This window comes from Ensifer sp. Root278 (assembly GCF_001429285.1).
Classification (GTDB): Bacteria; Pseudomonadota; Alphaproteobacteria; order Rhizobiales; family Rhizobiaceae; genus Ensifer.
The window spans coordinates 214,734-237,505 of sequence record NZ_LMJJ01000012.1 but is presented as its reverse complement, the minus strand read 5'-3'; the positions used below and the strand labels follow the sequence as shown (position 1 = coordinate 237,505).

Sequence of the window (22,772 nt, the reverse complement as noted above, 5' to 3'; positions counted from 1 at the left end):
CCTGCCCAAGCCCGTCAGACGACCGTAGCGCGCAAAAATTGATGAATGATTACGTGGGGCTGCGACGGGGATGGGGTGTCGCGTGCTGCTTGTGGCGCAAGACGAAAACCGGGCGCCGCATGGCGGCGCCCGGTGAAAACGGAAGCGATTTCGGCGCGAAGAGCCTATCGCGCGGGGATCTTCGGCAGCAGGATCGTGAGGATGCCAAGCAGCGGCAGATAGGAGCAGATGGTGTAGACGAACTCGATGCCCTGCCGGTCGGCAAAGATGCCGAGCACGGCCGCGCCCATGCCGCCGAAGCCGAAGGCGAAACCGAAGAAGACGCCGGCGATCAGCCCCACTCGGCCCGGCACCAGCTCCTGGGCGAAGACGACGATCGCCGAGAAGGCCGAGGAGAAGATCAGGCCGATGATGATCGACAGGACGCCGGTCCAGAAGAGGTTCGCATAGGGCAGCAGCAAGGCGAAGGGGATGACGCCAAGGATCGAGAACCAGATGACGAAGCGGGCGCCGTAACGGTCGCCGATCGGACCGCCGAGGAAGGTTCCGGCCGCGGCCGCGCCGAGGAACAGGAACAGCATGAGCTGCGCCTGCTGCACGTCGATGCCGAACTTCTCGATGACGAAGAAGGTGAAGTAGCTGGAGATGCTCGCCATGTAGACGTTCTTGGTGGCGGTCAGGAGCACGAGCACGGCGACCGCCCACATGACCCGCCCCTTCGGCAGCGGAAGGGCGCGGCTCGGCGCCGGCCGGCTCATCGTGGTGCGGCGATGGCGCACATGCCAGGTGCTGACCCAGGAGAGCACGAAGAAGCCGATGATCGCGACGATCGAGAACCAGCTGAGGCTTCCCTGACCGAAGGGAATGACGATGAAGGCGGCAAGCAGCGGACCCATGGCGCTGCCGGCATTGCCGCCCACCTGGAACAGCGATTGCGCCAATCCGTGGCGACCGCCGGAGGCGAGGCGGGCGATGCGGGACGATTCCGGATGGAAGATCGCCGAACCGATGCCGATCAGGCTCGCTGCCACCAGCAGGACCCAGAAGTCATGCGCATTTGCCAGCAGGATCAGGCCGCTGCAGGTCGAAAGCATGGCGAGCGGCAGCGAATAGGGCAGCGCCCAGCGGTCGGTGATGATGCCGACGGCCGGCTGCAGCATCGACGCCGTCAGCTGGAAGGTAAAGGTCAAGAGGCCGATCTGCACGAAATCGAGCGAATAGTTCGCCTTGAGCAGCGGATAAAGCGCGGTCAGCAGCGACTGCATGATGTCGTTCAGCATATGGCAGAAGCTGACGGCCAGGATGACGGAGAAAGCCGTCTTTTCCGGCGAAATCCCGGAAGTTGAGGTCACGGTAGACATGGGTGATTCCTTGCCGTCTCGAAGGTTGTATGCGGCAAGGGCTATCTGTACTGAGGTTGCGATTGGCCTGCTTTTGTGATCTGGTCGATTTCTTTCGTGAGTGGGCCAAATGCCGATCCGCCGATATCCCTTGCCGCAGCTTCCCGATGACGATCACTTCCGGAACCTCGATTGGGTCGAGACGGGAAACGCCCCGGTGCTGGCGCTCGGACGAGACTATAGCGCCGGTCTTCTGGTTCCCTTCCACAGCCATACGCGCACGCAGCTCTGGTGGGCGCGTGGCGGCGTCGTGCTGATGCGCACCGAGCGCGGGCGGTGGATGGTTCCGCCCGGCCATGCCCTGCTGATCCCGGCCGGTATGGAGCACTCGGCCGAGATGATCAGTGACGTGCGCATGCACTCGATCTACTTCGCGCCGGAACTGCTGCGCGCCGAACGGCCGATGGTCATGGAAATCAATCCGCTCGCCGGCAGCCTTGTCGATGCGCTCGTCAGCGTCGAGAACGAGACGATGTCGGAGCGGCGCGAACAACTGGTCACGGATCTGCTTCTGGAAGAAATCGGCCGACTGCAGGAACGCCCGCTCGGCCTGCCGTTTCCGCGCGACGAGAAGCTCGCGGCGCTGTGCCGACAGTTCCTGCAGGCGCCATCGGCGGCAGCGAGCATCGACCAGTGGGCGGATCGCATGCGCCTCAGCCGGCGATCATTCACGCGGTTCTTCCGCAAGGAGACGGGCGTTAGCTTTGTCACCTGGCGCCAACAGGCCTGTATCTTCGCTTCCTTGCCGCTCCTTGCCGATGGCGAGCCAATCACCAATGTGGCCCTTGATGCCGGCTATGAGAATGTCGCGGCCTTCACCACCATGTTTCGCCGCATGCTCGGCAGCCCGCCGAGCGTCTATCTCAAGACCTATCTTGGCCAGTGACCGGGGTTCGCCAACCGGGTATGGCAAAGGAAGGTTGAATTGACCTGGTTAACGGAATCGTAGGAACAAGCCGCAATAAACCGCCCTCGTGTCGTTCCTGCCCACCTCCCTCCTTCGGCGCAGCGGCACGGTCAAACTTCGCCCCGGCGAATGATTCTTCCGGAGTTGTTTCTTGCGTATCCGTTCTCTCGTCCTCCTTTCTGGAACCCTTTTGCTGTCGGCCAACGCCGCCTCTGCCGCTGACGGCCAGTATTTCTGGTCCGGCGACTGGTATCTGAAGGTCGGTGCCACCGGCTTCCTCGGCCCGAAGTATGAAGGCGCCTCGAAGCGCATGTTCCAGGCCGCGCCCCTGATCTCGCTCGGCAAGGCCGGCAGCTCGGTCCGCTTCTCCTCGCGCAACGACAACATGTCCTATGCGCTCGTCGACCAGGGAAGTTTCCGTGCCGGTCTCGTCGGCAAGCTGATCTTCGAGCGCGACGCCAGCACCTCCAGCGACCTGAAGGGCCTCGATCCGATCAAGTTCGGCGGTGAAGTCGGCGGCTTTGCGGAGGTCTATCCGACGGACTGGCTGCGGGTGCGCGCCGAAGTCCGCCAGGGCATTCGCAGCCACCACGGCGTCGTCGCAGACGTCGCGGCCGACGCCTTCACCGATGTCAGCAGCAATGTCCGCATCTCCGGCGGCCCGCGCCTGAGTGCGGCCACGAGCGGCTACTACTCGGCCTACTACGGCGTAAACGATCGCGAGTCGGCTGCATCCGGGCTCAGCACCTACAGTCCACATGGCGGCGTCGGATCCGCCGGCGTCGGTGCCGCGATCACCTGGCAGGCAACGGAGAAGCTTGAGACGAGTGCCTATGCCGAGTATCGGCGCTTGCTTGGCCCTGCTGCCGATTCCAGCCTCGTTCAAGAGCGCGGGAGCCGCAACCAGGTCCTGGTCGGTCTGTCGGCGACCTACCGCTTCGACTTCACTCTTCCCTGACGTTCGCTGGTTGGGCGCCGCGGCGATCTCGCCGCTTGACCGGCCGGACCTGCGGCGTCAAACAGGGGCATGAACACGTTTTCCGCCGATTCCGGCCGCGTCCACGACGCGCCGTCCAACAATTGGGTTTATCGCGTCCTGCCGCGCGCGCTCTGGCCCTATGCCCAGCTTGCCCGTTGGGACCGTCCGATCGGCTGGCAATTGCTGCTGTTGCCCTGCCTCTGGTCCGTGGCGCTGGCGACGGGCGCAGCGGCGGGCACCGAAGAATTCTCGTTCGGCCGCTTCCTGTATCATTGCTTCCTGTTCACCGCCGGCGCGATTGCCATGCGCGGCGCGGGGTGCACCTACAACGACATCGTCGACCACGACATCGATATGGAGGTTGCGCGCACCCGCTCGCGGCCGCTTCCGTCGGGGCGCGTTTCGCGTCTTCAGGCGAAAGTGTTCATGGTGCTGCAGGCGCTCGTCGGCCTTGTCGTGTTGCTGCAGTTCAACACGTTCTCGATCGTGCTCGGCATCCTGTCGCTGGCGATCGTCGCGATCTACCCCTTTGCTAAGCGGTTTACCGATTGGCCGCAATTCTTCCTGGGCCTCGCCTTCTCCTGGGGCGCGCTGATGGGTTGGGCAGCCGCGTTCGGCACGCTGTCGCTGGCAGCCGTGCTGCTCTACGGTGCGGCCATTGCCTGGACGATCGGCTATGACACGATCTACGCCTACCAGGACAGAGAGGACGACGAGCTGATCGGCGTGCGTTCGACGGCAAGGCGGTTCGGCGAAAATCCGCGACCGTGGCTGATCGGCCTTTATGGCATCGCGACGCTGCTGTTGCTGCTGTCCTTCGTGGCTGCCGGTGCCGGCACCATTGCCTATATCGGACTTCTGATTGCCGCGGCGATGCTGACCTATCAGATCCTGGTGTTGAACATCCACGATCCGGCACAGTGCCTGGCGCTGTTCAAGTTCAACGGGGTCGTGGGCCTGATCATCTTTGTCGGCCTGGTGCTGGCGTTTCTTGTTCGCCTGATATGAAAAATCCTCCGTCGCGGCGGAGGATCCTCTTCATGCATTCGGTCCGTCCCGCTTCTGCATGTTTCCTTAAATCCTAGCCGGTTTAAGGGTAAAAACATGCAGCCCTGAAAGTGCTACAGCGACCTTTGCGCGTCTGAAAAGACGCGCGGCGCTGTAGTGGCGGGCCGCAGAAGCTTCAGGCCCAGCTGATCTCGCGGGCGGCCTTGCGCTCCTTCGCCTCGTGACGCGCACGGAAGCTGGACAGGATGACAGCAACGGCGGCGACGATATGCTTGCGCATCAGGTTTCTCCTTCTTTCGTGATCTTGGCTATGAACCCGATATGGCACGAAGAAGGCGGCGGAGCTGTTTCCGTGGGAACATCTCGAGCAATCCCAGAAAACCTGTGAAATGGCTTGCCGTCCGCAACGGCATCCCAAAATCGGCAGCCCCAAAATCGCCAGCGCGGAGATCAAACGACAACAGCCGGCCGCAGGGAACGGCCGGCTGTCGCGCTGGAGGTGCTGCTGCGGATTAGCTGCGGGCGATGATCTCGCGCCCGTCGATCTTCATGTGAACGCCAAGCGTGCCGGTGGAACGGCGCACGAGGAAACGCGGCCGGCGCTCGGCGAAGAAGGAGTGGCGGCGCCGCGGCTTGACCGGCGCGGTGCGCACATCGCCGAGATGCTCTTCGAGCGGCCTTGCGACGCCATCCGCTTCGACCATCAGCATGGGAATGCGATAGGCCTCCGCCCAGGCGCGCCAGTCGGCCGCGATGTCGGACAGGTCGTGTGCGACGAGCAGCGGAACGCAGAGGTCCGGGTCGTCGTGATGAAGTTCCAGCGTCACTGTAACGTCTCCGTCGCCGTGATCGATCGCGCGAGCCGCGACCCCTTTGAATGCCCGCGCCGGCAGTGCGATCGAAAGCGGCAGGCCGCTCGATGGTAGCACCTTGCGCAGAACTGCGCCACGCTCGTCCAGGCTGATCGTGACATTCCCCGTGTGACCGCGCAAGGCGTAGCTTGCCTGCTGTGGAAAGCGCTTCGGATCAAGACGGAGCGTGTTTTCGACCCATGCGGGTTGAGAGAGTGTGTTGCGCATTTCAATCGCCCTTGTTTTTCCTTGAGAGCCGTTTCCGGTCTTCTCGTCGGGACCTTTTCGTCCTCTATGGGCTGAGAATAGGCGCCCCCCTTTCCGAACGGCTTAAGAATCGCGGTTAAGAAAACTTTGCGTTTTTCGATGGTTAGCAAAAGCCGACCGCTCAGGGTTTCCGTTTCGTCAACGGGTCGGACGGTCTTGTTCCGATCGGACGCAACAAGCGGCCTGCCGGCGGCCGGCGAAAAGCCACACACAAGCCAGTGCTGCAATCATGACGCGTCAGAATTCTGTTTCGGGGTTGGTTCGGCCGCCCCATGGGTAACCGACGGGGCCAGGCATGGTATCGACCTATCTCGACTATAGTCGCATCACGCGTGATTTGCGCAGCAGCCTCAATCGTGTTGCCCAGCAGCCGCAGATCGCGCGCGAGGCCCAATATTACCGGGAAAACATCGACCGCGTGAAAACCGTCGAGGCGTTCCTCGACGACTACCGGCTCTACTCCTACGCGATGAAGGCGCATGGCCTGGAGGACATGACCTATGCCAAGGCCTTCATGCGCAAGGTTCTGGAAAGTGACCTGAAGGACGATAACAGTTTTGCCAACCGTCTCACGGATGAACGCTACCGCAATTTTGCGCAGGCCTTCAACTTCAGTTCGGCAACCGCGGTGGCTCAAACCAGCGCACAGCAGGATGCGCTGATCGGCCTCTACAACGACCGCATCAACGATCTCGATACAGTCATGCGGCAAGAGATGGCCTATTTTGGCGCGGCCATGGATCTGGTCACCGATGTCGACCAGTTCCTGGGCAACGAAAAGCTGCGCTCCTTTGCCTTCACCGTGTTCGGACTGAACCCGAAGACCTTTTCGTACACGGAAGTTCGCAATGCGTTGACCAGCGATCCCGCGACCTTGACCGCCAGCCAGACGGCAGCCAAGACGCGGTTGACCGAAGCGAACAAGCAGCTGACGGATCTCGGCGCGCGCGACACGGCCCTGGCCCAGATCGTCAGCCTGACAGCCCAACTGGCCGCGGCGCCCGATGCCGACAAGCCTGCCATCCAGACGAAGATCGACGAGCAGAACGCGATTGTCACCGACCTCGATGCACGGCTGCCGCCGCGCGACCAGGCGCCGGCGCTGAAGACGCAGCTCTCCCTGGAGGTGAACACGCTTGCCAGGCAGATCAGCAGTCTCGATATCTATATCCAGCTCGCCTCGACATTCAATTTCAATGCCGACGGCAGCGTGCCTGCCGGTGAGAAGGCGATCAGCGACGAACAGAAGGCGCTGCTCAACGAGGCCTATGTCTTCCTGCGGCCCGGCGTCACACCGTCGGGCGCTGCACGATTGACCGGCGCCGGGGCGCTGCTCAACAAGGAATACTACGAACAGAAGATCGGCAGCATTACCAAGGTCTCGGACCTGATCGCCGATAACCGCCTGCTCAACTACATCATCACCGCCTTCGGCTTGCCGTCCGCGACGACGATGCCCTCTACGGTCGAAAACATCCTCACCAGCGACATCAACGACCCGGAGAGCTACGTCAACAAATATGGCGGCGAATACAACGCCGCCTACAAGAAGATGCTTGCCGCCTTCAACTTCCAGACTGACGGTACGCTGCCAGCCGGCAAGACCGCGCAGGATGCGGACCAGATGAAGACGACGTCCGACGGCTACATGGTGCGCTACAACGACAAGAGTGATGCCGAGGACGAAGCGCTGGTCAAACGCTTCAAACTCCTGATCGGCACGATGAAATCGGTCGACGAGTTGCTCGCCAACAATGACATGAAGAAATTCATGCTGCGCGCCTTCGGCCTCGATAATGAGGATCTGAGCAGCCGAACGCTGAAGCGGATTCTGACCAGCGACCTCAACGATCCCAGAAGCTATGCCAACACGCTGCGCGATGAGCGCTACGTCAAGCTGGTAAAGGCATTCAACTTCAATCCGGACGGCACGCTCGGCGCACCAAAGTTGGCGCAGAGCGAAGCCGACATCATGAATACGGCCAAGGCCTATGTGATCGCCAAGTCCCGGTTCGGCACGGATGAAGAGAAGAAGGTCGCCAAGGTCAAGGCGCAGGAGGAAGCCAAGTACTACACGGCCGAGATCGAGAAGATCGAGACGCTCGACGCCTTCCTGGCGAACCGGCGGCTGGTCGATTTCGTGCTCGTCGGGTCCGGCATCGATCCGGGAACGGTCAAGACCGAATACCTCAAGGACATGTTCACGTCCAACCTGGACGATCCCAAGAGCTTCATCAATACCGATCCGAACGGGCTGAAGTACCGCGGGATCGTCGCCTCCTTCAACTTCGACACAGACGGCAAGATCGTCCGGGGCGAGGCCGGCCAGATCCAGACCCGGCGCGGATTGATCACCACGGTCGACCTCTATCTCAATCAGTCGCTCGAGGAGTCCGAAGGCGCCGACAACGGCGGCGTTCGCCTGGCGCTCTATTTCAAGCGCAAGGCCCCGGAGATCAACACGGCTTACGACATCCTGGCCGAGACCGCCCTGTTCCAGGTTATCAAGACGGCCTACAGCATGCCGGAGGGGCTGCAGAACGCCAAGATCGAGGCGCAGGCCGCCTATATCGAGCGCGTCGTCAACATCAAGGATCTGCAGGATCCCGGGAAGCTCGAGAAGCTCCTGCAGCGGTTCACGGCACTTTATGACGTCGAAAACAACACGGACGTATCACCGGGGCTGGCGATCCTCAGCGGTAGCGGCGGAGGCGGCGTCAGCGCCGAGACGCTCCTGTCTCTCTCGCAGTTGCGCGCAGGCGGTCGCTGAGTCAGGTTGCGTAAAGTGCAGCGAGCCCTTTGCGGCAGGTGCTTAAGCCTGCCGCAGAAGACTGCCCGCTTCACCGGTCGGCGCGCAGCACCTTGTCAGGGTTCATGATGCCCGCCGGATCGAAGGCGTGCTTGATCCGTTGCATCAGCTCGATCTCGATCGGTGCGCGGATTTCTGCGAGCTCGTCGCGCTTCAGCTGGCCTATGCCGTGTTCGGCCGAGATCGAGCCGTTATATCTCAGAACGATACCGTGCACGATCGCGTTGATCTCGCGCCAGCGATCGAGGAAGGCCTGCTTGTCGGCGCCGACCGGCTGCGAAATGTTGTAGTGGATGTTGCCGTCGCCCATGTGGCCGAAAGAGCAGATGCGCGCGCCTGGGATCGCCTTCATGACGGCGGCGTCCGCCTCCTTCATAAAGGCAGGAATGCTGGAAACGGGCACTGAGACGTCGTGCTTGATCGAGCCGCCCTCGGGTTTCTGCGCCGGCGACATGCTTTCGCGCATATGCCACAGCGCCTTGCCTTGCGTCTCGTTGGCGGCGATCACGGCGTTTTCGACGAGACCGGCGGCAAAGCCCTGTTCCAGGAGGTCGTTGACCATGCGCTCGGCGCTTTCGGCCGAATCCGAGGTCGAGATGTCGATCAGCGCGTACCAAGGATGGACGGTGTCCATCGGGTCGCGAACGCCGGGAATATGTTTCGTCGTGAATTCGACGCCGAGGCGCGGCATCAGCTCGAAGCCGGTCAGCGCCGGCCCGCAAAGGCTGGCGGCCTTTTCGAAGAGAGCGAGCGCATGCTCCACACTGCCGACACCGGCGAAGGCTACCTGATGTCCAAGCGGTTTCGGGAATAGCTTGAGCACCGCGCCGGTGATGACGCCGAGCGTGCCCTCGGCGCCGATGAAGAGGTCGCGCAGGTCGTAGCCGGTATTGTCCTTCTTCAGCCGGCGCAGCCCGTCCCAAATTTCGCCGGTTGGCAACACGACCTCGAGGCCGAGGCAGAGCTGGCGCATGTTGCCATAGGCGAGCACCGCCGTGCCGCCGGCATTGGTGGAGAGATTGCCGCCGATACGCGCGGAGCCTTCCGATCCGAGCGACAGCGGGAACAGGCGATTGTGATCGTCCGCCGCCTTCTGGATGTCGGCGAGAATGCATCCGGCGTCCGCGACGATCACGTTGCCGACCGGATCCACGTCGCGAATCCGGTTCAGCCGTTCGAGCGAAAGCACGATGTCCGCTTTGCCTTCCCGCGGGATCTGTCCGGCCACGTGGCCGGTGTTGCCGCCCTGCGGTACGATCGCGGTGCGGGTCGCGCTGGCGAGTTTCATGATGCGAGAGACTTCGTCGACCGAACCGGGGCGAAGCACCATCGGCGTCGTGCCGCGAAAGAGCCCGCGGGATTCGACGAGATAGCGCGCCTTGTCCGCTTCGGCGGTGAGCGCATTGGCGCTGCCGACGATCTCGACGAAGGAGGCGATGAGTTCAGGAGAGGGAAGGGTCGTCATGAGTCTGCCTTCGCACTGCGCTTGAGCGCGCTATCGGATCGGTCGATCTGAAGACACGATCCTCGGTTCCTATCGGCTGCGATCATAACCGCAATCGCGGCCGTCCGGTGAGGGCGGGGTGCGGAGGAGAAGCCGCACGCGATCTCACCCTCGCGGCGCCGCCGCACGCTGCAGCCGGTCGATGATCGCTTCTCCCAATCCTTCCGAAGGGATCGGCCCGAAGGCGATCGTCGCAGCGCCGCTGGCGTCGGCCCGCTTCATGTAGTCGAAGAGATTGGCTGCCGCTTCGTGAAGATTTCCGGTCGGGCTGAGATCGAGAACGATGGCCGCCTGTTCCTCGCCGGCGATCCGGCCGCCGCCGTAGCGGATCAAGGCCTCGCCCGCACGCACATCGGCAACATCGAGCCTGACGGCCGCGCCGGGCGCGTAGTGGGAGGCCAGCATGCCCGGCGCCTCGATCGTTGCTCCCGCCGTTTCCGGTCGGATCACCGGACGATCGAGCAGGCGCTCGATTTCTGCGGCATCGAGGCCGCCGGGGCGGAGCAGCCGGATCTCGTCGCCATCGACCTTGATGATCGTGGACTCCAAGCCGATTTCGGCCGGGCCTGCGTCGAGGATCAGTTTCAGCTTTTCGCCGAGATCCGCATCGACATGGACCGCACTGGTCGGGCTGATCTTGCCCGAGGTGTTGGCGCTGGGCGCTGCGAGCGGCCGCCCGAAGCGGGCGATCACCCGGCGCGAAAAGCCGTCGGGCATGCGGATGCCAAGCGTGTCGAGGCCGGCCGAGGCCAGCGCATGCACGCTGCTATCGGGCCGCTGCGGCAAGATCAGCGTCAGGGGTCCGGGCCAGAAGGTTTCCGCCAGGCGTCGGGAAATCGGGTCGAAGCGCACATGGGCCTCGGCCATCGCCATGTCGGAGACATGCGAGATCAGCGGATTGAAGCGCGGCCGGCCCTTCATCTCGTAGATGCGGCTGATCGCATCGGGATTGGTGGCGTCGGCGGCAAGGCCATAGACGGTTTCGGTGGGAATGGCGACCGGTTCGCCTTCGGCAAGAACGGCGCAGGCGCGTTCGATCGCCCGGTCCGGTTCCCTGCCTGTGTCGATGATCTCTGCCATGCCGTTTCCTTTCCGACGCTTCCTTAACGGACGTGCCGGGAAAACAGAACGATTTTTTTGGGGGCGTTCGGTTGCTGCCTCAGAGACTGCGGATAATGCGGCGCAGCGCGGAGTCCCGGGCACCCAGCATCAGCACGTTCTTGAGAGCAACCTTGGGGTCGTCCGTGCGGAAGAGGAGCCCGTTGTCGCGGACGTTGCGGTTGATGACCATCTGTCCGTCTTCGGCGTTCGGCTCGATCGCGACCGCGAAATACATGCGGGAATAGCCGCTCTGGATACGGTCGAAGAAATGCGTCTCATCACCAAGGTCGCTGAAGAAATTGGCGAAGTAGAACGACCAGGTGATGTCCTTGGAAGGCGTGACCGCCGTCCGCGCCGCCGTCACATGGCAATAGCCGAGATGCGGCTTGCCGACGAGCGTGCGGTGAAAAATCAGCTTGGGAAACTGGATCGAGGCATGAAAGCCGTTGATCCGCTTGTGCGTCGTGTCACCGGCGGTCGCGAGCTTCTTGCCGGTCCTGTCCGCGACTTCTTCGTAGCTCAGATACCGTCGCTCGCTCGGCAGCCATTGCCGGCGGTTGATCCTGCCGGTGCGCAGAAACTCGGTGTGAACGGCCGTCTTCGGCATGACCGCCGGCGGCTTCTCGGCCGCAGCGTCGTAATATCTGAACTTTGCCATGATCGTCAGTGTGCCATCTGCCTGCCGGACATCTTCGTCCGCCGGCAAGCCTAGTGGCTTATGGTTAATGAAGGATTTCCTTTCGTTCGCGGAAGATGCCCCTGCACATTCATGGGAATGTCGCAAACGGGCGAAGCCTTCCTGTGTCTGCGTCATGTCAGTCACAAAAGACGGCATCTGCCCAATTTTTGATCTATCTATATGTTTATAAAGTGAAAAATTCTCGCATCCGTTTCCAAAAGGCGGTTTCGATCGTGTCGTCATTCTGGAATTGAATGTCGCTATCCGGCGCCTGCCGAGGCGCCTTCCGCGCTTACATATCCTTACTCAAGGTGTCGTCTTCCAAAGGGGAAGGCGGAGAATTGGGAAGCCGGTCAAATCCCGGCGCTGCCCCCGCAACGGTGGTGGAGCGAAAGCCTCGGCAAAAGGCCACTGGACGGTTTTCCGTCCGGGAAGGCGCCGGGCTGGTCCTTCGAAGGACGGCTCCTGAGCCCGGAAACCAGCCTTGACAGACATAACCGTAACGGGTTGCGGCGGGCAGCCGGATCGGAGCCTAAAACGCATGGGCGTGCGCCCATGCGGGTTCCTGTCCTGCCTCTCCGAAACATGGCGCATGAGGACAGGACATGGATACCAAGACCGATATGCTTCGCAAGCTGAAGGGCCGGCGTGACGGCTACAGCCTCGATCGGGCCTTCTACATCGACCCCGACTATTACCGGCAGGACCTGGAAAACATCTGGTATCGGGATTGGCTGTTCATCGGCCACGATTGCGAAATCCCGCGGGCCGGCAACTATTTCACCGTCCAGGTCGGCGACTATCCGGTCGTCATCACCCGCGATCGCCAGGGCACGATCCGCGCGCTCCACAACTCCTGCCGCCACCGCGGCTCCCGCGTCTGCACGCAGCACAAGGGCTCTTCGGCAAAGCTCGTCTGTCCCTATCATCAATGGACCTACGAGCTCGACGGCTCGCTGCTCTTCGCACGCCAGATGGGCGAAGACTTCGACAAGGCAGCCCACAGCCTGAAGCAGATCCATTGCGAAACGGTCGGCGGCTACATCTTCATCAACCTGTCGGAGACGCCGGCGGATTTCGCCGCCTTCCGCGAGCTGGCATTCCCCTACCTCGCGCCGCACCGGCTGGGAGAGACCAAGGTCGCCTTCGAAAGCACCATCATCGAAAAGGGCAACTGGAAGCTCGTCTGGGAGAACAACCGCGAGTGCTACCACTGCGCCGCCAATCACCCCGAACTCTGCCGGACCTATCCGGAAGCGCCGACCGCGACCGGGGTGCAGGGCGCCAAGGACGATCCGGTGATTGCCGCCCATTGGGCGAAGTGCGAGGCCGAGGGCCTGCCGAGCGAGTTCCGGATGTCGCCGACCGGCCAGTTCCGCGCCGCGCGCATGCCGCTGGTCGATAATGCCGAAAGCTACACCATGTCGGGTGCGCCCGCCGTAAAAAGGGCGCTGTCGGCCGATGTCAGGCAGAAGCAGATCGGCACGCTCCTGATGTTCCATTACCCCACGACCTGGAACCACGTGCTTTCGGATCACGCCATCACCTTCCGCGTGTTGCCGCTGGGGCCGGAACTCACGCAGGTGACAACGAAGTGGCTGGTCCACAAGGACGCGGTCGAAGGTGTCGACTACACGCTCGAGGATCTGACTCATGTCTGGACCGAGACCAACGACCAGGATCGCCAGATCGTCGAGGAAAATGCCTTCGGCATCCGCTCGCCGGCCTATGAGCCCGGTCCGTATTCGCCGGAGCACGAGGGTGGCGTGATGCAGTTCGTCGAATGGTACTGCAAGTTCATGGAGCAGCGCCTGCAGGGCGATGCGGCTCCGCTCTCAAAGGTCGCCTGACATGCAGATGGCGTCCTCCTTCCATCATTTCGACGAACTGCATGTCTGGATCGACCGGCAGCAGATGCTCGAATGCACATCGGCGGTTGTCGAAACCGCCGATGTCATGACCTTCACCTTCCGTGCGGAGAAGCCCGCCTGGTTTCGTTATCTGCCCGGCCAGTTCGTCACCCTCGAATTGCCGGTCGCCGACGAACCGGTCATGCGCACCTACACCCTGTCGTCGACGCCATCGCGACCGCTGTCAATTGCCGTCACGGTGAAGGCGCAGGCCGACAGCGTCGGCACCCGCTGGATGTTCGATCACCTGAAGCCGGGCATGAAGCTCCGGGCTTTTGGACCGCTCGGAGATTTCAGCTTCGTCCGTCATCCCGGCGAAAAGTACCTGTTTATCTCCGCCGGATCCGGCATCACCCCGATGATGTCGATGACGCGCTGGATGGCCGACTGCGTGCCGGAGACCGATGTCACCTTCATCTCCTGTGCTCGCCGGCCGGACGACCTTCTGTTTCGCTCGGAGCTCGAGGTTCTGGCGACACAGATGTCCGGGCTGAACCTCGGCTTCATCGTCGAGGGGCACGAGGCGCGTCACGGCTGGCATGGCCTGCGCGGCCGCATCGACGGTGCCAAGCTACCGTTGCTCGCTCCCGACTTCCAGGAGCGCACGGTGTTCTGCTGCGGTCCGGAACCGTTCATGCGCGGTGTGCGCGAGATGCTGAAGGCAGCCGGCTTCGACATGGCCCGCTATCACGAGGAGAGCTTCCAGCCGGCGGCAGCACCTGCCGCGGAAGAGATCGCCGTGCGCGCCGGTGCCGGCGATGATGGTGAGGTTCAGGCGGCCAAGGTCGCCTTCACCATGAGCGGCAAGGAGGTCGAGGCGAAACCCGGCCAAACGATCCTGCAGACGGCGCGTGCCAATGGTGTGAGGATCGGCGCTGCCTGCGAGGGCGGTATCTGCGGCACCTGCCGGGTGATGAAGGTCGCGGGCGAGGTCGAGATGAACCACAATGGCGGTATTCTCGATGACGAGATCGACGAGGGCTACATCCTCGCCTGCTGCTCGCGGCCGCTGGGAGATGTCCAGATCGAAGCCTGAAGGATCAGGGCGTGTTGCAGGGCGCAGGCTTGATTGCAACGCGCCGTAGCGTGTCGGCATTGGCAACTGCGCTGCCACAACCGCCCTGTGCCGCGTCATCGGCGGCGACCGCCACCTGTAGGGCGCGCTCGTGGCGAGCGAAGTCGATCGAGCCTGTCACCAACATGTCGACGCCGCTGCCGGCGCCGCTCGTGGCACCGGCACGGCTGACAAGCAGCGGCTCGCTAAGCGTTGCGGTCGCCCGTGCGACCGCGTGCATGCCCGTCCCTTGCTCGGCTTGAGCGACGAGGGCGAGCGGCAATGGCTTTTCAGGCAGCAAGGCACCCTGCGCCCAAATCGCTTTCAGCGCCAGCGGCGACATTGCAGCGACATTCACGTCGATATCGTCGAGCGTCCCCGGCACCCGGTAGGGGCAACGCCGCTTGCCGCAATTGATGCCGGACGAGAACTGCCACAACGCATAGCTTTCCCAATTGCCCATCGGGAAGACCTGGCGGATATCCGGCTTGTAGCGCGCGTACCAGAGCGGCAGGCGCGACAGCAGCCGGTGCTTGGCGCGGTGCGCGGCGATATATTTGGCCGTGATGTGGTTGGTATAGAGGATCGGATAACGTCCGGTGCGGGTCTTGACGTGGCCGGCGAAGATCGCGGCATCCTCTAGCGACATGTATTTCTCGGCATCGATGCCCTCGAGATCGAGAACCATCAACTCGTCGTCGCGCGGCTCGGCGTAGTCGAGGAAATGGTTTGCTTGGTCGACGGGATTGCCGGGACGGGCGAGATGGTAGGCACCCCACAGCAGCCCGTGCGTGCGGGCGATCATGCGTCGGGTCTGGTAGAGCTCGCGGCTGACTGCGTATTTGCGCCACATGGTCTTGCAGTGGTTGAAGGTGTCGCCGTTGTGGTCGCCGGTGCAGGAGAAGCTTTCGGGCAGGCCGTCGGAGGCCTTGGCGATGAAGCCGGAGATGCGCTTGTCCGCAAGCATCGTTTCCCAGTCGATGCTGTTCATCTCATAGGCATCGACGATGATGGCGTTGGACTTGGTCTTCCAGGGCTCCAGTTCACCGGCGCGTGCGATCGCCGCCGCGAAAGCCAGACCTAGAAAGGTCGCGAGGCGCAGAATCATCCCTGTGGTGGAGATATACCGCTTTGCCATTCTCTGAGATTGCCGACAGTATCGTTAATGTATCGTAAATCCCAGCCCCCGAGGCGGACTGTGCTGGAGCGGCGCGCGAAAGTATACCGACCTCCGGCTGTATATGAGCAATGCCTTGCATAATATTGGTGTGTCGCGTGATGCCTTCGACGCCGACAGGCGGATGAACGAATGCGCCAAAGCCGTCACTGCTGCCGATCTGCAGCTGCTGATCCGCAGCAGCCGCGATGCCTGAAGATGGAACAAAACCGGTGACTTATGCGTTGCTGGTTGGCTTCGGATTTCCCGGCTGAGGGTCATCCCCGGTTTGCAGCGAACCGGGTGAAATCACGCAGAGGCTGAAGTTCCCGTGGTTGCCCGATTTTTCGGCACCCTGCGGAGCGTGGATTCGGTTATGGAGGTTTTGATGAAGACTTTGCTGAAGACCGGGAAGAGCCGGTGGTTTTCTTCGATCATTGCCGTGGCAGTCCTGATGACGTCCGCGGCCCCGTCGCAGGCGTTCATGCCGACGCCGCCGCGCGTCGAGCGGCAGAACGACGCGACGAACGTTCAGTATCGCAGGCCGGGGTATGAACGCCGCGGCAACTATTACTACTACAATGGCTACCGCGGTTATAACTACCGCCGTCCGGGATACCGTTACTATAACGGTTGGTGGTACCCGATGGCCGCCTTCGGCACCGGCGTGATCATCGGCGGGGCAATCGCCCAGCCTCCGCGCTACGAGCGTCCGGCTCCCGTCTATGGCAGCCGCCATGTGCAATGGTGCGCCAACCGGTACCGGTCCTACAGGGCCTATGACAATACTTATCAGCCCTATGGCGGCCCGCGCCAGCAGTGCTATTCGCCCTATAGCTAAGGGTGAGCAGGGCCGGGGGCTTTCGCCGCCGGCCTCTTCTCTGACATTCAAAGAATCCCGATCCGCCTGAGGATCCACCAGGCAAAGCCCATGGAAAACGCGATGAACAGCGCGGCATAGAGCGTGCCGCTGCCATCGGCGAAGGGGAGCGCCCCGGTGTTCATGCCGAAGAAACCGGTCACGAGCGTCGGCGGCAGCAGGAATGCGGTCATCAGCGACAGGATGTAGAGGTGGCGGTTGGTTTCCGAGGAGATCTTGCTGTCGATTTCTTCGTGCAGCAGTCGTGCCCGTTCCTGCAAAGCGAAGACGTCGCGGTCGACCGCCTCGAGCCGGTCGGAAAGCCGCTCGGCAACGTCGATGAAACCGGGGGGCACCTCGTCTTCATCCGAGGCGGCCGCCCGCCTCAGCAAAGCCAGGATCGTGCGCAGATGCCGATGAAGCCGCACCACCGTGCGGCGGAGCGGCGCAAGCCCCGGCTGCTGGCGATGTCCGGCGGCGCCATAGACATGATCCTCGATGACGTTCAGTTCCTCGGTCAATTCCAGAACCAGCGAGATCAATGTGCGCTGGAACTCGATCACGATCATCTCGAAGAGGTCGATCGGGCGGGCACATTTCGTGCTCTTCTCCACCGCCGCCTTGACGCGGTCGATGCTGCGCAGCGGATGCAGGCGTGTGGTGATGATGATCCGGTCGCTGACGGCGAAATGCAGCCAGCCGATCGTCTTGGTCACGGCATCGAAGGTGCGCTCGAAGTCGACGAGTGTGCCGTGTACGATATCATCCGAAACCGTAATCGCGGCCTGCGTGTCGTGGCTGGTCAGCGCGGTGACCGCGAGTGGCGGAAGGTTGCCGATCCGCTCGATGAGGGCAGGCGTGCGTGCATCGGAGAGCGCCAGATGAACCCAGACCCATCCTTCGCCAGTCAGCAGGCTGTCGACCGAAGCGTCGGTGGCGATGCGCTGGCAGCGGCTTTCGCCTGGCAGGAAACGATAGGCCCAGACGATGCCGGGTATTTCGGGGGAAATCAGGTTCATCTGAACGCCTTGGCAAAAGCCTTATGCCTTGGCTTCTATGCGCCGTTGATGACAGTTTTGTTACAGTTGGAAGCGCCCCGCGTTCATCAAGGAGTGCGGGATTGACGTTGACGTTTACGTAAAAATCAATAGTGTTCGGCGCAACGAGGATGCGCCCTGCGCGACCTGACTATCTGGGAGGATCATCATGTACAAGGCACCCGTCGACGAGATCGCGTTTACGCTGAAACACGTGGCAGGCATGGGCGACGCGCTGCAATCGGGTGCGCTCGGCGACCTCGGCGAAGATCTGGTCGATGCCATCCTGTCGGAAGCGGGCCGATTCGCGACGGAGGAGGTGGCGCCCCTCGGTGACGTCGGCGACCGCCAGGGCTCGCGTCTCGTCGAAGGCAAGGTCGAGACGCCGGATGGCTGGCGTGACCTCTATCACAATTGGATCGCTGGCGGCTGGAACGGGCTGACGGCTCCGGAAGAATTCGGCGGCCAGAACCTGCCGCACATGCTGCATGTCGCCGCCATGGAGATGTGGAACGCCGGCTCCATGGCATTCGCGCTTGGTCCGACACTCACCATGGGCGCCGTCGAGGCGCTGGAAAAGCACGGCTCGGAAGCGCTCAAAGCCACCTATCTGCCGAAGATGGTTTCCGGCGAATGGACCGGCACGATGAACCTGACGGAGCCGCATGCCGGCTCCGATCTCGGCGTGCTGAAGACCCGCGCCGAGCGCCGCGACGACGGCACCTACCGCATCTTCGGCCAGAAGATCTTCATCACCTGGGGCGAACACGACTTCACCGACAACATCGTCCATCTGGTGCTCGCCCGGCTTCCCGACGCGCCGGCGGGGACGAGGGGTATTTCGCTCTTCCTGGTGCCGAAGTTCCTGGTCAAGGATGACGGTTCGCTCGGCGAACGCAACGACCTCTTCTGCCATTCGCTCGAACACAAGCTCGGCATCCACGGTTCGCCGACCTGCACGATGATCTACGGCGACGGCAAGTTCGGCGCAGAGAAGGGCGCGATCGGCTATCTGATCGGCGAGGAAAACCGCGGTCTCGCCTGCATGTTCACCATGATGAACAATGCGCGTCTCGCCGTCGGCATGCAGGGCGTCGCCATCGCAGACGCCGCCACCCAGAAGGCGATCGCCTTTGCCAAGGAACGCACCCAGGGCAAAGCGCCCGGCTGGACGGGGCAGGGCATGAGCCCGATCATCGAGCATCCCGATGTCGCCCGCACGCTTCTGACGATGAAGGCGCTGACGCAAGGGTCGCGCGCGATCTCCTATGCCTGTGCCCACGCCGTCGACATGGCGCATGCGGCTGAAGGCGAAAAAGCAAAATACTGGCAGGAGCGCTCCAGCCTGCTGACGCCGATTGCCAAGTCCTTCTCGACCGACGCCGGCGTCGACGTCGCCTCGATGGGCATCCAGGTGCATGGCGGCATGGGCTTTATCGAGGAAACCGGTGCCGCCCGCTACCTGCGGGACGCCCGCATCGCCCCGATCTACGAGGGCACCAACGGCATCCAGGCGATCGATCTCGTCACCCGCAAGCTGCCGCTCTCCGACGGCGCGCATGTGCGCGGCTTCATCGGCGAACTGCGCGAGATCGCGCAGGCCGTGCGCGCCTCGAACCGGAATGGTTTCGGCGAGACGGCGGCGCGCCTTGATGCGGCACTGGATGATCTTTCGGCTGCGACGGAGTGGCTGATCGCGGCCGTCGCCGGCGGCAAGCTCGCCGAAGCGCTCGCTGGCGCGACGGCCTATCAGCGCCTGTTCGGCCTGACGCTGAGCGGCGCCTATCTGGCGAAGGGCGGTCTGGCCGAAGTGGCTGACGGCAAGGAAGACCAGCGCATCGCACTCTGCCGCTTCACCGCCGAAAACCTCCTGGCGGAAACGACCGCCCTGAAGGATCGTGTCGTCAACGGCGCCGACAGCCTGGCCGTCGCCCGCGCCGTTCTGGCTTGAGAGGAATTGTCATGACCGACCACGTGCTCATCGAGCGGCCGGAAGCCTATCCCGGCGTCCAGGTGATCCGCTTCAACCGGCCGGAAAAGAAGAACGCCATCACCCGCGACATGTACGCGAAGATGACCAATGCGCTGACGGTTGCCTCAAGCGATCCGGCCGTGCGCGCCACCGCCTTCCTGGGCACCGATGGTTGTTTCTCCGCCGGCAACGACATGGCCGATTTTCTCGCCTTCGCCATGGGTGGCTCCATGGGCATGGAGGTGATCGAGTTTCTGAAGGCGCTGGCGACCGCAACCAAACCCATCGTCTCGGGCGTCGATGGCCTGGCGATCGGCATCGGCACGACGATCCATCTGCATTGCGACCTGACGATCTCCTCTGAACGTTCGCTGTTCAAGACGCCCTTCGTCGATCTGGCGCTGGTGCCGGAAGCCGCGTCGAGCCTGATAGCGCCGCGCATCATGGGCCATCAGCGGGCTTTCGCCTTGCTTGCGGCGGGCGAGCCGCTCGATGCCAAAGGTGCGTTGGACGCAGGGCTGATCTGGAAGATCGTCGGCCAGGACGCGGTGGAAGAAGAAACGCTGGCACTCGCCGCCCGTCTCGCCAAAAAGCCGCCGGAAGCGCTTCGCATCGCCCGCGACCTCGTCCGTGGCGACCGCAGCGACGTTCTGGCGCGCATCGACGAGGAAGCCAAGCATTTCGCGGCGCAGTTGAAGAGCGCCGAAGCGCGTGCAGCCTTCGAGGCCTTCATGCGCCGCTAAGCAGTCTCCAGGCTTTTGCGAGTGGGAGAACGGGTGCCGCAGTGCACCCGTTTTTGCTTTCGGGGGCGGTGTTCTAGCCGCCGCACGGTAAAGATCGTGTTGCCGTCGGCATCGCGAACTTGCATAGATCAATTTTAATTTGTTCTTAAATAGCGATCGCTAGCGTGGGGCGCGATAGGCCTATCCTCACTTCGAGAGGCCCCAGCCGCATGAAGCATGGCTGGCTCCGCCTTCTGGCATGTTCAACGTTTTCCCGCAGGCGTCTGCGCTCCGTCCCTCCGGCGGACGAAGGATGCTGCGCGAAGATCATCGAGAGCTCATGTCCGGCGGGAGCCGCCGGCACCCCATTGGGAGCCCATCTTGTCCAAGCGATCGAACCTCATGACGCGGATCCTGGTTGCCGCGTCCTGTGTCGTCGTCGGCGCCTTTGCCGGCTTTTCCGTTTACATCGACACGCTGCAGCGTGGCACCACGACCAAGGCCGTCGAGGAGAACATTGCCTCATCCGGCACGCAGGCCGCCCAGAGCGTCGCCAAGTGGCTGAACGGCCGCGTCACGCTGACTGCGATGGTGGCCGATGCCACCGGCAACGTCGCGGACGATAGCGCCATCCAGCCGATCCTGAAGAACGACGTTCTGACCAGCGAGTTCATGTCGACCTATGTCGGCAATGAAAGCGGCAAGTTCATCACCTGGCCGGACAATCCGATGCCGGCCGGCTACGATCCGCGCCAGCGCCCCTGGTACCAGCAGGCCGTCAAGGCCGACGCCCGCGTCTTGACCGAGCCCTATGTCGACGCCTCCAGTGGCGCGCTGATCATCAGCGCCGCCGTCCCGGTCAAGCGTGATGGCAAGCTCTATGGCGTTGCGGCCAGCGACTTTTCGCTCGATACGCTGGTGGCAATGATCAAGGGCGTCGATGTCGGCGGTGAAGGCTTCGCCTTCCTCGCCAGCAAGGACGGCCAGATCCTCGTGCATCCGGATGCCAAGCTCGTCACAAAGTCGCTCACCGACGCCTTCCCGATCGACACGCCGACGATCGGCTCCGGCATCATGAACACCGAGCTCGGCGGCAAGCCGATGCTGGTGAGCTTCGTTCCGGTCCAGGGTCTGCCGTCGGTCGAATGGTATGTCGGCTTCGTCATTGATGCCGACGCCGCCTACTCGGCGATCGACCAGTTCCGCATCGCCGCCACCATCGCCACCATCCTGGCCGTCGGCGTGATGCTGGTCTTCCTTGCGACCTTCCTCAACCGTCTGGTCATCCGTCCGGTGACGGAGATGACCGGCGCGATGGAGAAGCTCGCTTCGGGCAACCACAACGTCGAAATTCCCGGCGAAGAGCGTACCGACCAGATCGGCTCGATGGCCGCGGCCGTCGCCATCTTCAAGGCGAATGCCGTCGAGCGTGCCCGTCTCGAAAGCGAAGCGGATGCGAACCGTTCGCTGTCGGAACGTGAACGTCTGGAGCGCGAGGCGCAGAAGGCGCGGGATGCGGCGGAAATCCAGCAGGCTGTCGATGGTCTGGCGTCCGGCCTCGGCCGCCTGGCCGAAGGCGATCTCGCTTACCGGATCGACAACCCGTTTGCCGATCGCCTTGACCGTCTAAGGGCCGACTTCAACAACTCGGTCGCCAAGCTGCACGACACGCTCCGCGCTGTCGGCGCCAACGCCCGAGGCATCGATGCCGGTGCAACGGAAATCCGCTCGGCCGCCGACGATCTTGCCCGCCGCACCGAGCAGCAGGCAGCCTCGGTCGAAGAGACTGCTGCTGCTCTGGAAGAGATCACCACGACCGTCAAGGATTCCGCCCGCCGGGCCGAGGAAGTCGGCGCTCTCGTTGCCCGCACCCGTGCCGGCGCCGAGAAATCAGGCGAAGTCGTTGCGAACGCTGTCGAGGCGATGCACGCGATCGAGAAGTCTTCGGGCGAAATCTCCAACATCATCGGCGTCATCGACGACATCGCCTTCCAGACGAACCTGCTGGCGCTGAACGCCGGCGTCGAAGCGGCCCGTGCCGGCGAGGCCGGCAAGGGTTTCGCCGTCGTCGCCCAGGAAGTGCGCGAACTCGCCCAGCGTTCGGCCAATGCCGCCAAGGAGATCAAGGCGCTGATCACCACCTCGGGCAACCAGGTGCGCAACGGCGTGACGCTCGTCGGCGATACCGGCAAGGCGTTGGAGACGATCGTCGCCGAAGTCCAGGAGATCAACAAGCACGTGAGCGCAATCGTCACGGCGACGCGCGAACAGTCGACGGGTCTTCAGGAGATCAACACGGCCGTCAACACCATGGACCAGGGCACCCAGCAGAACGCGGCGATGGTGGAAGAGCAGACGGCGGCAAGCCATGGTCTCGCCTCCGAAGCCGCTTCGCTCAATGCGCTGCTCGCCCAGTTCAACCTCGGCGAAGTGCCGACGGTAAGTGGTGGCCGTCGTCGCGCGGCTTGAGCGGAGCTCAGCGTGGCCATCGACAGAACGCTGCAATAACAAAGCGATAAGACCACTGTCGTGAATCGGTGTCGCAAGTGCTTCAAGC

At 62.8% G+C, this 22,772-nt stretch carries 18 protein-coding genes and 1 riboswitch; of the genes, 11 read left to right on the top strand and 7 right to left on the bottom strand.

What is annotated here, in order from left to right; translation table 11 throughout:
- Positions 1 to 164 precede the first annotated feature (164 nt).
- Entirely contained in the window at positions 165 to 1,361 is a 1,197-nt protein-coding gene (locus tag ASE60_RS12660; RefSeq protein WP_057250765.1) for an MFS transporter, read from the bottom strand.
- Between the two features lie 109 nt (positions 1,362 to 1,470).
- On the opposite strand from ASE60_RS12660, the gene ASE60_RS12655 reads away from it, so the two are divergent.
- From ASE60_RS12655 to ubiA, 3 genes are all read left to right on the top strand, one after another.
- Positions 1,471 to 2,286 carry a helix-turn-helix transcriptional regulator gene (locus tag ASE60_RS12655; RefSeq protein WP_057250763.1) on the top strand — a complete coding sequence of 272 codons (816 nt, stop codon included), beginning with the start codon at positions 1,471 to 1,473 and terminating at the stop codon, positions 2,284 to 2,286.
- A gap of 172 nt (positions 2,287 to 2,458) precedes the next feature.
- Positions 2,459 to 3,265, top strand: coding sequence for a MipA/OmpV family protein (locus ASE60_RS12650; RefSeq protein WP_057250761.1), 807 nt, complete (start codon positions 2,459 to 2,461; stop codon positions 3,263 to 3,265).
- Between the two features lie 69 nt (positions 3,266 to 3,334).
- On the top strand, positions 3,335 to 4,294 hold the full coding sequence (gene ubiA, locus ASE60_RS12645) for a 4-hydroxybenzoate octaprenyltransferase (RefSeq protein WP_057250759.1): 960 nt from the start codon (positions 3,335 to 3,337) through the stop codon (positions 4,292 to 4,294).
- Positions 4,295 to 4,806: 512 nt separating this feature from the next.
- Here ubiA and ASE60_RS12640 read toward each other — a convergent pair.
- A complete protein-coding gene (locus tag ASE60_RS12640; protein WP_057250756.1) occupies positions 4,807 to 5,373 on the bottom strand; it encodes a DUF6101 family protein in 567 nt (188 codons plus the stop codon).
- Positions 5,374 to 5,707: 334 nt separating this feature from the next.
- On the opposite strand from ASE60_RS12640, the gene ASE60_RS12635 reads away from it, so the two are divergent.
- The gene (locus tag ASE60_RS12635; protein ID WP_057250754.1) at positions 5,708 to 8,182 is read left to right on the top strand and encodes a DUF1217 domain-containing protein; all 2,475 of its coding nucleotides are present in this window, start codon (positions 5,708 to 5,710) and stop codon (positions 8,180 to 8,182) included.
- Positions 8,183 to 8,252: 70 nt separating this feature from the next.
- Here the strand turns inward: ASE60_RS12635 and ASE60_RS12630 are convergent, their stop codons facing one another.
- The 3 genes from ASE60_RS12630 to ASE60_RS12620 form a co-directional block, all read right to left on the bottom strand.
- A complete protein-coding gene (locus tag ASE60_RS12630) occupies positions 8,253 to 9,686 on the bottom strand; it encodes an FAD-binding oxidoreductase (protein ID WP_057250752.1) in 1,434 nt (477 codons plus the stop codon).
- 144 nt (positions 9,687 to 9,830) lie between these two features.
- A complete protein-coding gene (locus ASE60_RS12625; protein ID WP_057250750.1) occupies positions 9,831 to 10,805 on the bottom strand; it encodes an L-threonylcarbamoyladenylate synthase in 975 nt (324 codons plus the stop codon).
- Positions 10,806 to 10,884: 79 nt separating this feature from the next.
- Complete coding sequence (locus ASE60_RS12620; protein ID WP_057251094.1) at positions 10,885 to 11,484, bottom strand: DUF6656 family protein; 600 nt, start codon at positions 11,482 to 11,484, stop codon at positions 10,885 to 10,887.
- A 313-nt stretch (positions 11,485 to 11,797) separates the two neighbouring features.
- Positions 11,798 to 12,007, top strand: a riboswitch (cobalamin riboswitch).
- 103 nt (positions 12,008 to 12,110) lie between these two features.
- On the opposite strand from ASE60_RS12620, the gene ASE60_RS12615 reads away from it, so the two are divergent.
- On the top strand, positions 12,111 to 13,355 hold the full coding sequence (locus ASE60_RS12615) for an aromatic ring-hydroxylating dioxygenase subunit alpha (protein WP_057250748.1): 1,245 nt from the start codon (positions 12,111 to 12,113) through the stop codon (positions 13,353 to 13,355).
- Between the two features lies 1 nt (position 13,356).
- Positions 13,357 to 14,451 (top strand): hybrid-cluster NAD(P)-dependent oxidoreductase, encoded by a 1,095-nt coding sequence (locus ASE60_RS12610; RefSeq protein WP_057250745.1) that lies wholly within the window; start codon positions 13,357 to 13,359, stop codon positions 14,449 to 14,451.
- 4 nt (positions 14,452 to 14,455) lie between these two features.
- On the opposite strand, the gene ASE60_RS12605 is transcribed toward ASE60_RS12610, so the two are convergent.
- Positions 14,456 to 15,607, bottom strand: a complete 1,152-nt coding sequence (locus ASE60_RS12605) for a GH25 family lysozyme (RefSeq protein ID WP_082615826.1) — start codon at positions 15,605 to 15,607, stop codon at positions 14,456 to 14,458.
- A gap of 103 nt (positions 15,608 to 15,710) precedes the next feature.
- Here ASE60_RS12605 and ASE60_RS36045 point away from each other — a divergent pair, with 103 nt between their 5' ends.
- Together ASE60_RS36045 and ASE60_RS12600 are read left to right on the top strand one after the other, a co-directional pair.
- Entirely contained in the window at positions 15,711 to 15,842 is a 132-nt protein-coding gene (locus ASE60_RS36045; protein WP_255570933.1) for a hypothetical protein, read from the top strand.
- A gap of 171 nt (positions 15,843 to 16,013) precedes the next feature.
- The gene (locus ASE60_RS12600) at positions 16,014 to 16,466 is read left to right on the top strand and encodes a BA14K family protein (RefSeq protein WP_057250743.1); all 453 of its coding nucleotides are present in this window, start codon (positions 16,014 to 16,016) and stop codon (positions 16,464 to 16,466) included.
- A gap of 47 nt (positions 16,467 to 16,513) precedes the next feature.
- Here the strand turns inward: ASE60_RS12600 and ASE60_RS12595 are convergent, their stop codons facing one another.
- Positions 16,514 to 17,503 carry a transporter gene (locus tag ASE60_RS12595; protein ID WP_057250741.1) on the bottom strand — a complete coding sequence of 330 codons (990 nt, stop codon included), beginning with the start codon at positions 17,501 to 17,503 and terminating at the stop codon, positions 16,514 to 16,516.
- A gap of 187 nt (positions 17,504 to 17,690) precedes the next feature.
- On the opposite strand from ASE60_RS12595, the gene ASE60_RS12590 reads away from it, so the two are divergent.
- From ASE60_RS12590 to mcpU, 3 genes are all read left to right on the top strand, one after another.
- Complete coding sequence (locus ASE60_RS12590) at positions 17,691 to 19,472, top strand: acyl-CoA dehydrogenase (RefSeq protein ID WP_057250739.1); 1,782 nt, start codon at positions 17,691 to 17,693, stop codon at positions 19,470 to 19,472.
- Positions 19,473 to 19,483: 11 nt separating this feature from the next.
- Positions 19,484 to 20,236, top strand: a complete 753-nt coding sequence (locus ASE60_RS12585) for a crotonase/enoyl-CoA hydratase family protein (protein WP_057250737.1) — start codon at positions 19,484 to 19,486, stop codon at positions 20,234 to 20,236.
- Positions 20,237 to 20,617: 381 nt separating this feature from the next.
- Positions 20,618 to 22,684 (top strand): methyl-accepting chemotaxis protein McpU, encoded by a 2,067-nt coding sequence (mcpU, locus tag ASE60_RS12580; protein WP_244495603.1) that lies wholly within the window; start codon positions 20,618 to 20,620, stop codon positions 22,682 to 22,684.
- Positions 22,685 to 22,772: the final 88 nt, after the last annotated feature.

Bases quoted from the DNA above. Each gene is read 5' to 3' on its own strand.
- ASE60_RS12660 (WP_057250765.1), bottom strand. From the start codon at position 1,361: ATGTCTACCGTGACCTCAACTTCCGGGATTTCGCCGGAAAAGACGGCT.
- ASE60_RS12655 (WP_057250763.1), top strand. From the start codon at position 1,471: ATGCCGATCCGCCGATATCCCTTGCCGCAGCTTCCCGATGACGATCAC.
- ubiA (WP_057250759.1), top strand. From the start codon at position 3,335: ATGAACACGTTTTCCGCCGATTCCGGCCGCGTCCACGACGCGCCGTCC.
- ASE60_RS12640 (WP_057250756.1), bottom strand. From the start codon at position 5,373: ATGCGCAACACACTCTCTCAACCCGCATGGGTCGAAAACACGCTCCGT.
- ASE60_RS12635 (WP_057250754.1), top strand. From the start codon at position 5,708: ATGGTATCGACCTATCTCGACTATAGTCGCATCACGCGTGATTTGCGC.
- ASE60_RS12630 (WP_057250752.1), bottom strand. From the start codon at position 9,686: ATGACGACCCTTCCCTCTCCTGAACTCATCGCCTCCTTCGTCGAGATC.
- ASE60_RS12625 (WP_057250750.1), bottom strand. From the start codon at position 10,805: ATGGCAGAGATCATCGACACAGGCAGGGAACCGGACCGGGCGATCGAA.
- ASE60_RS12620 (WP_057251094.1), bottom strand. From the start codon at position 11,484: ATGGCAAAGTTCAGATATTACGACGCTGCGGCCGAGAAGCCGCCGGCG.
- ASE60_RS12615 (WP_057250748.1), top strand. From the start codon at position 12,111: ATGGATACCAAGACCGATATGCTTCGCAAGCTGAAGGGCCGGCGTGAC.
- ASE60_RS12610 (WP_057250745.1), top strand. From the start codon at position 13,357: ATGCAGATGGCGTCCTCCTTCCATCATTTCGACGAACTGCATGTCTGG.
- ASE60_RS12605 (WP_082615826.1), bottom strand. From the start codon at position 15,607: ATGGCAAAGCGGTATATCTCCACCACAGGGATGATTCTGCGCCTCGCG.
- ASE60_RS36045 (WP_255570933.1), top strand. From the start codon at position 15,711: ATGAGCAATGCCTTGCATAATATTGGTGTGTCGCGTGATGCCTTCGAC.
- ASE60_RS12600 (WP_057250743.1), top strand. From the start codon at position 16,014: ATGAAGACTTTGCTGAAGACCGGGAAGAGCCGGTGGTTTTCTTCGATC.
- ASE60_RS12595 (WP_057250741.1), bottom strand. From the start codon at position 17,503: ATGAACCTGATTTCCCCCGAAATACCCGGCATCGTCTGGGCCTATCGT.
- ASE60_RS12590 (WP_057250739.1), top strand. From the start codon at position 17,691: ATGTACAAGGCACCCGTCGACGAGATCGCGTTTACGCTGAAACACGTG.
- ASE60_RS12585 (WP_057250737.1), top strand. From the start codon at position 19,484: ATGACCGACCACGTGCTCATCGAGCGGCCGGAAGCCTATCCCGGCGTC.
- mcpU (WP_244495603.1), top strand. From the start codon at position 20,618: ATGACGCGGATCCTGGTTGCCGCGTCCTGTGTCGTCGTCGGCGCCTTT.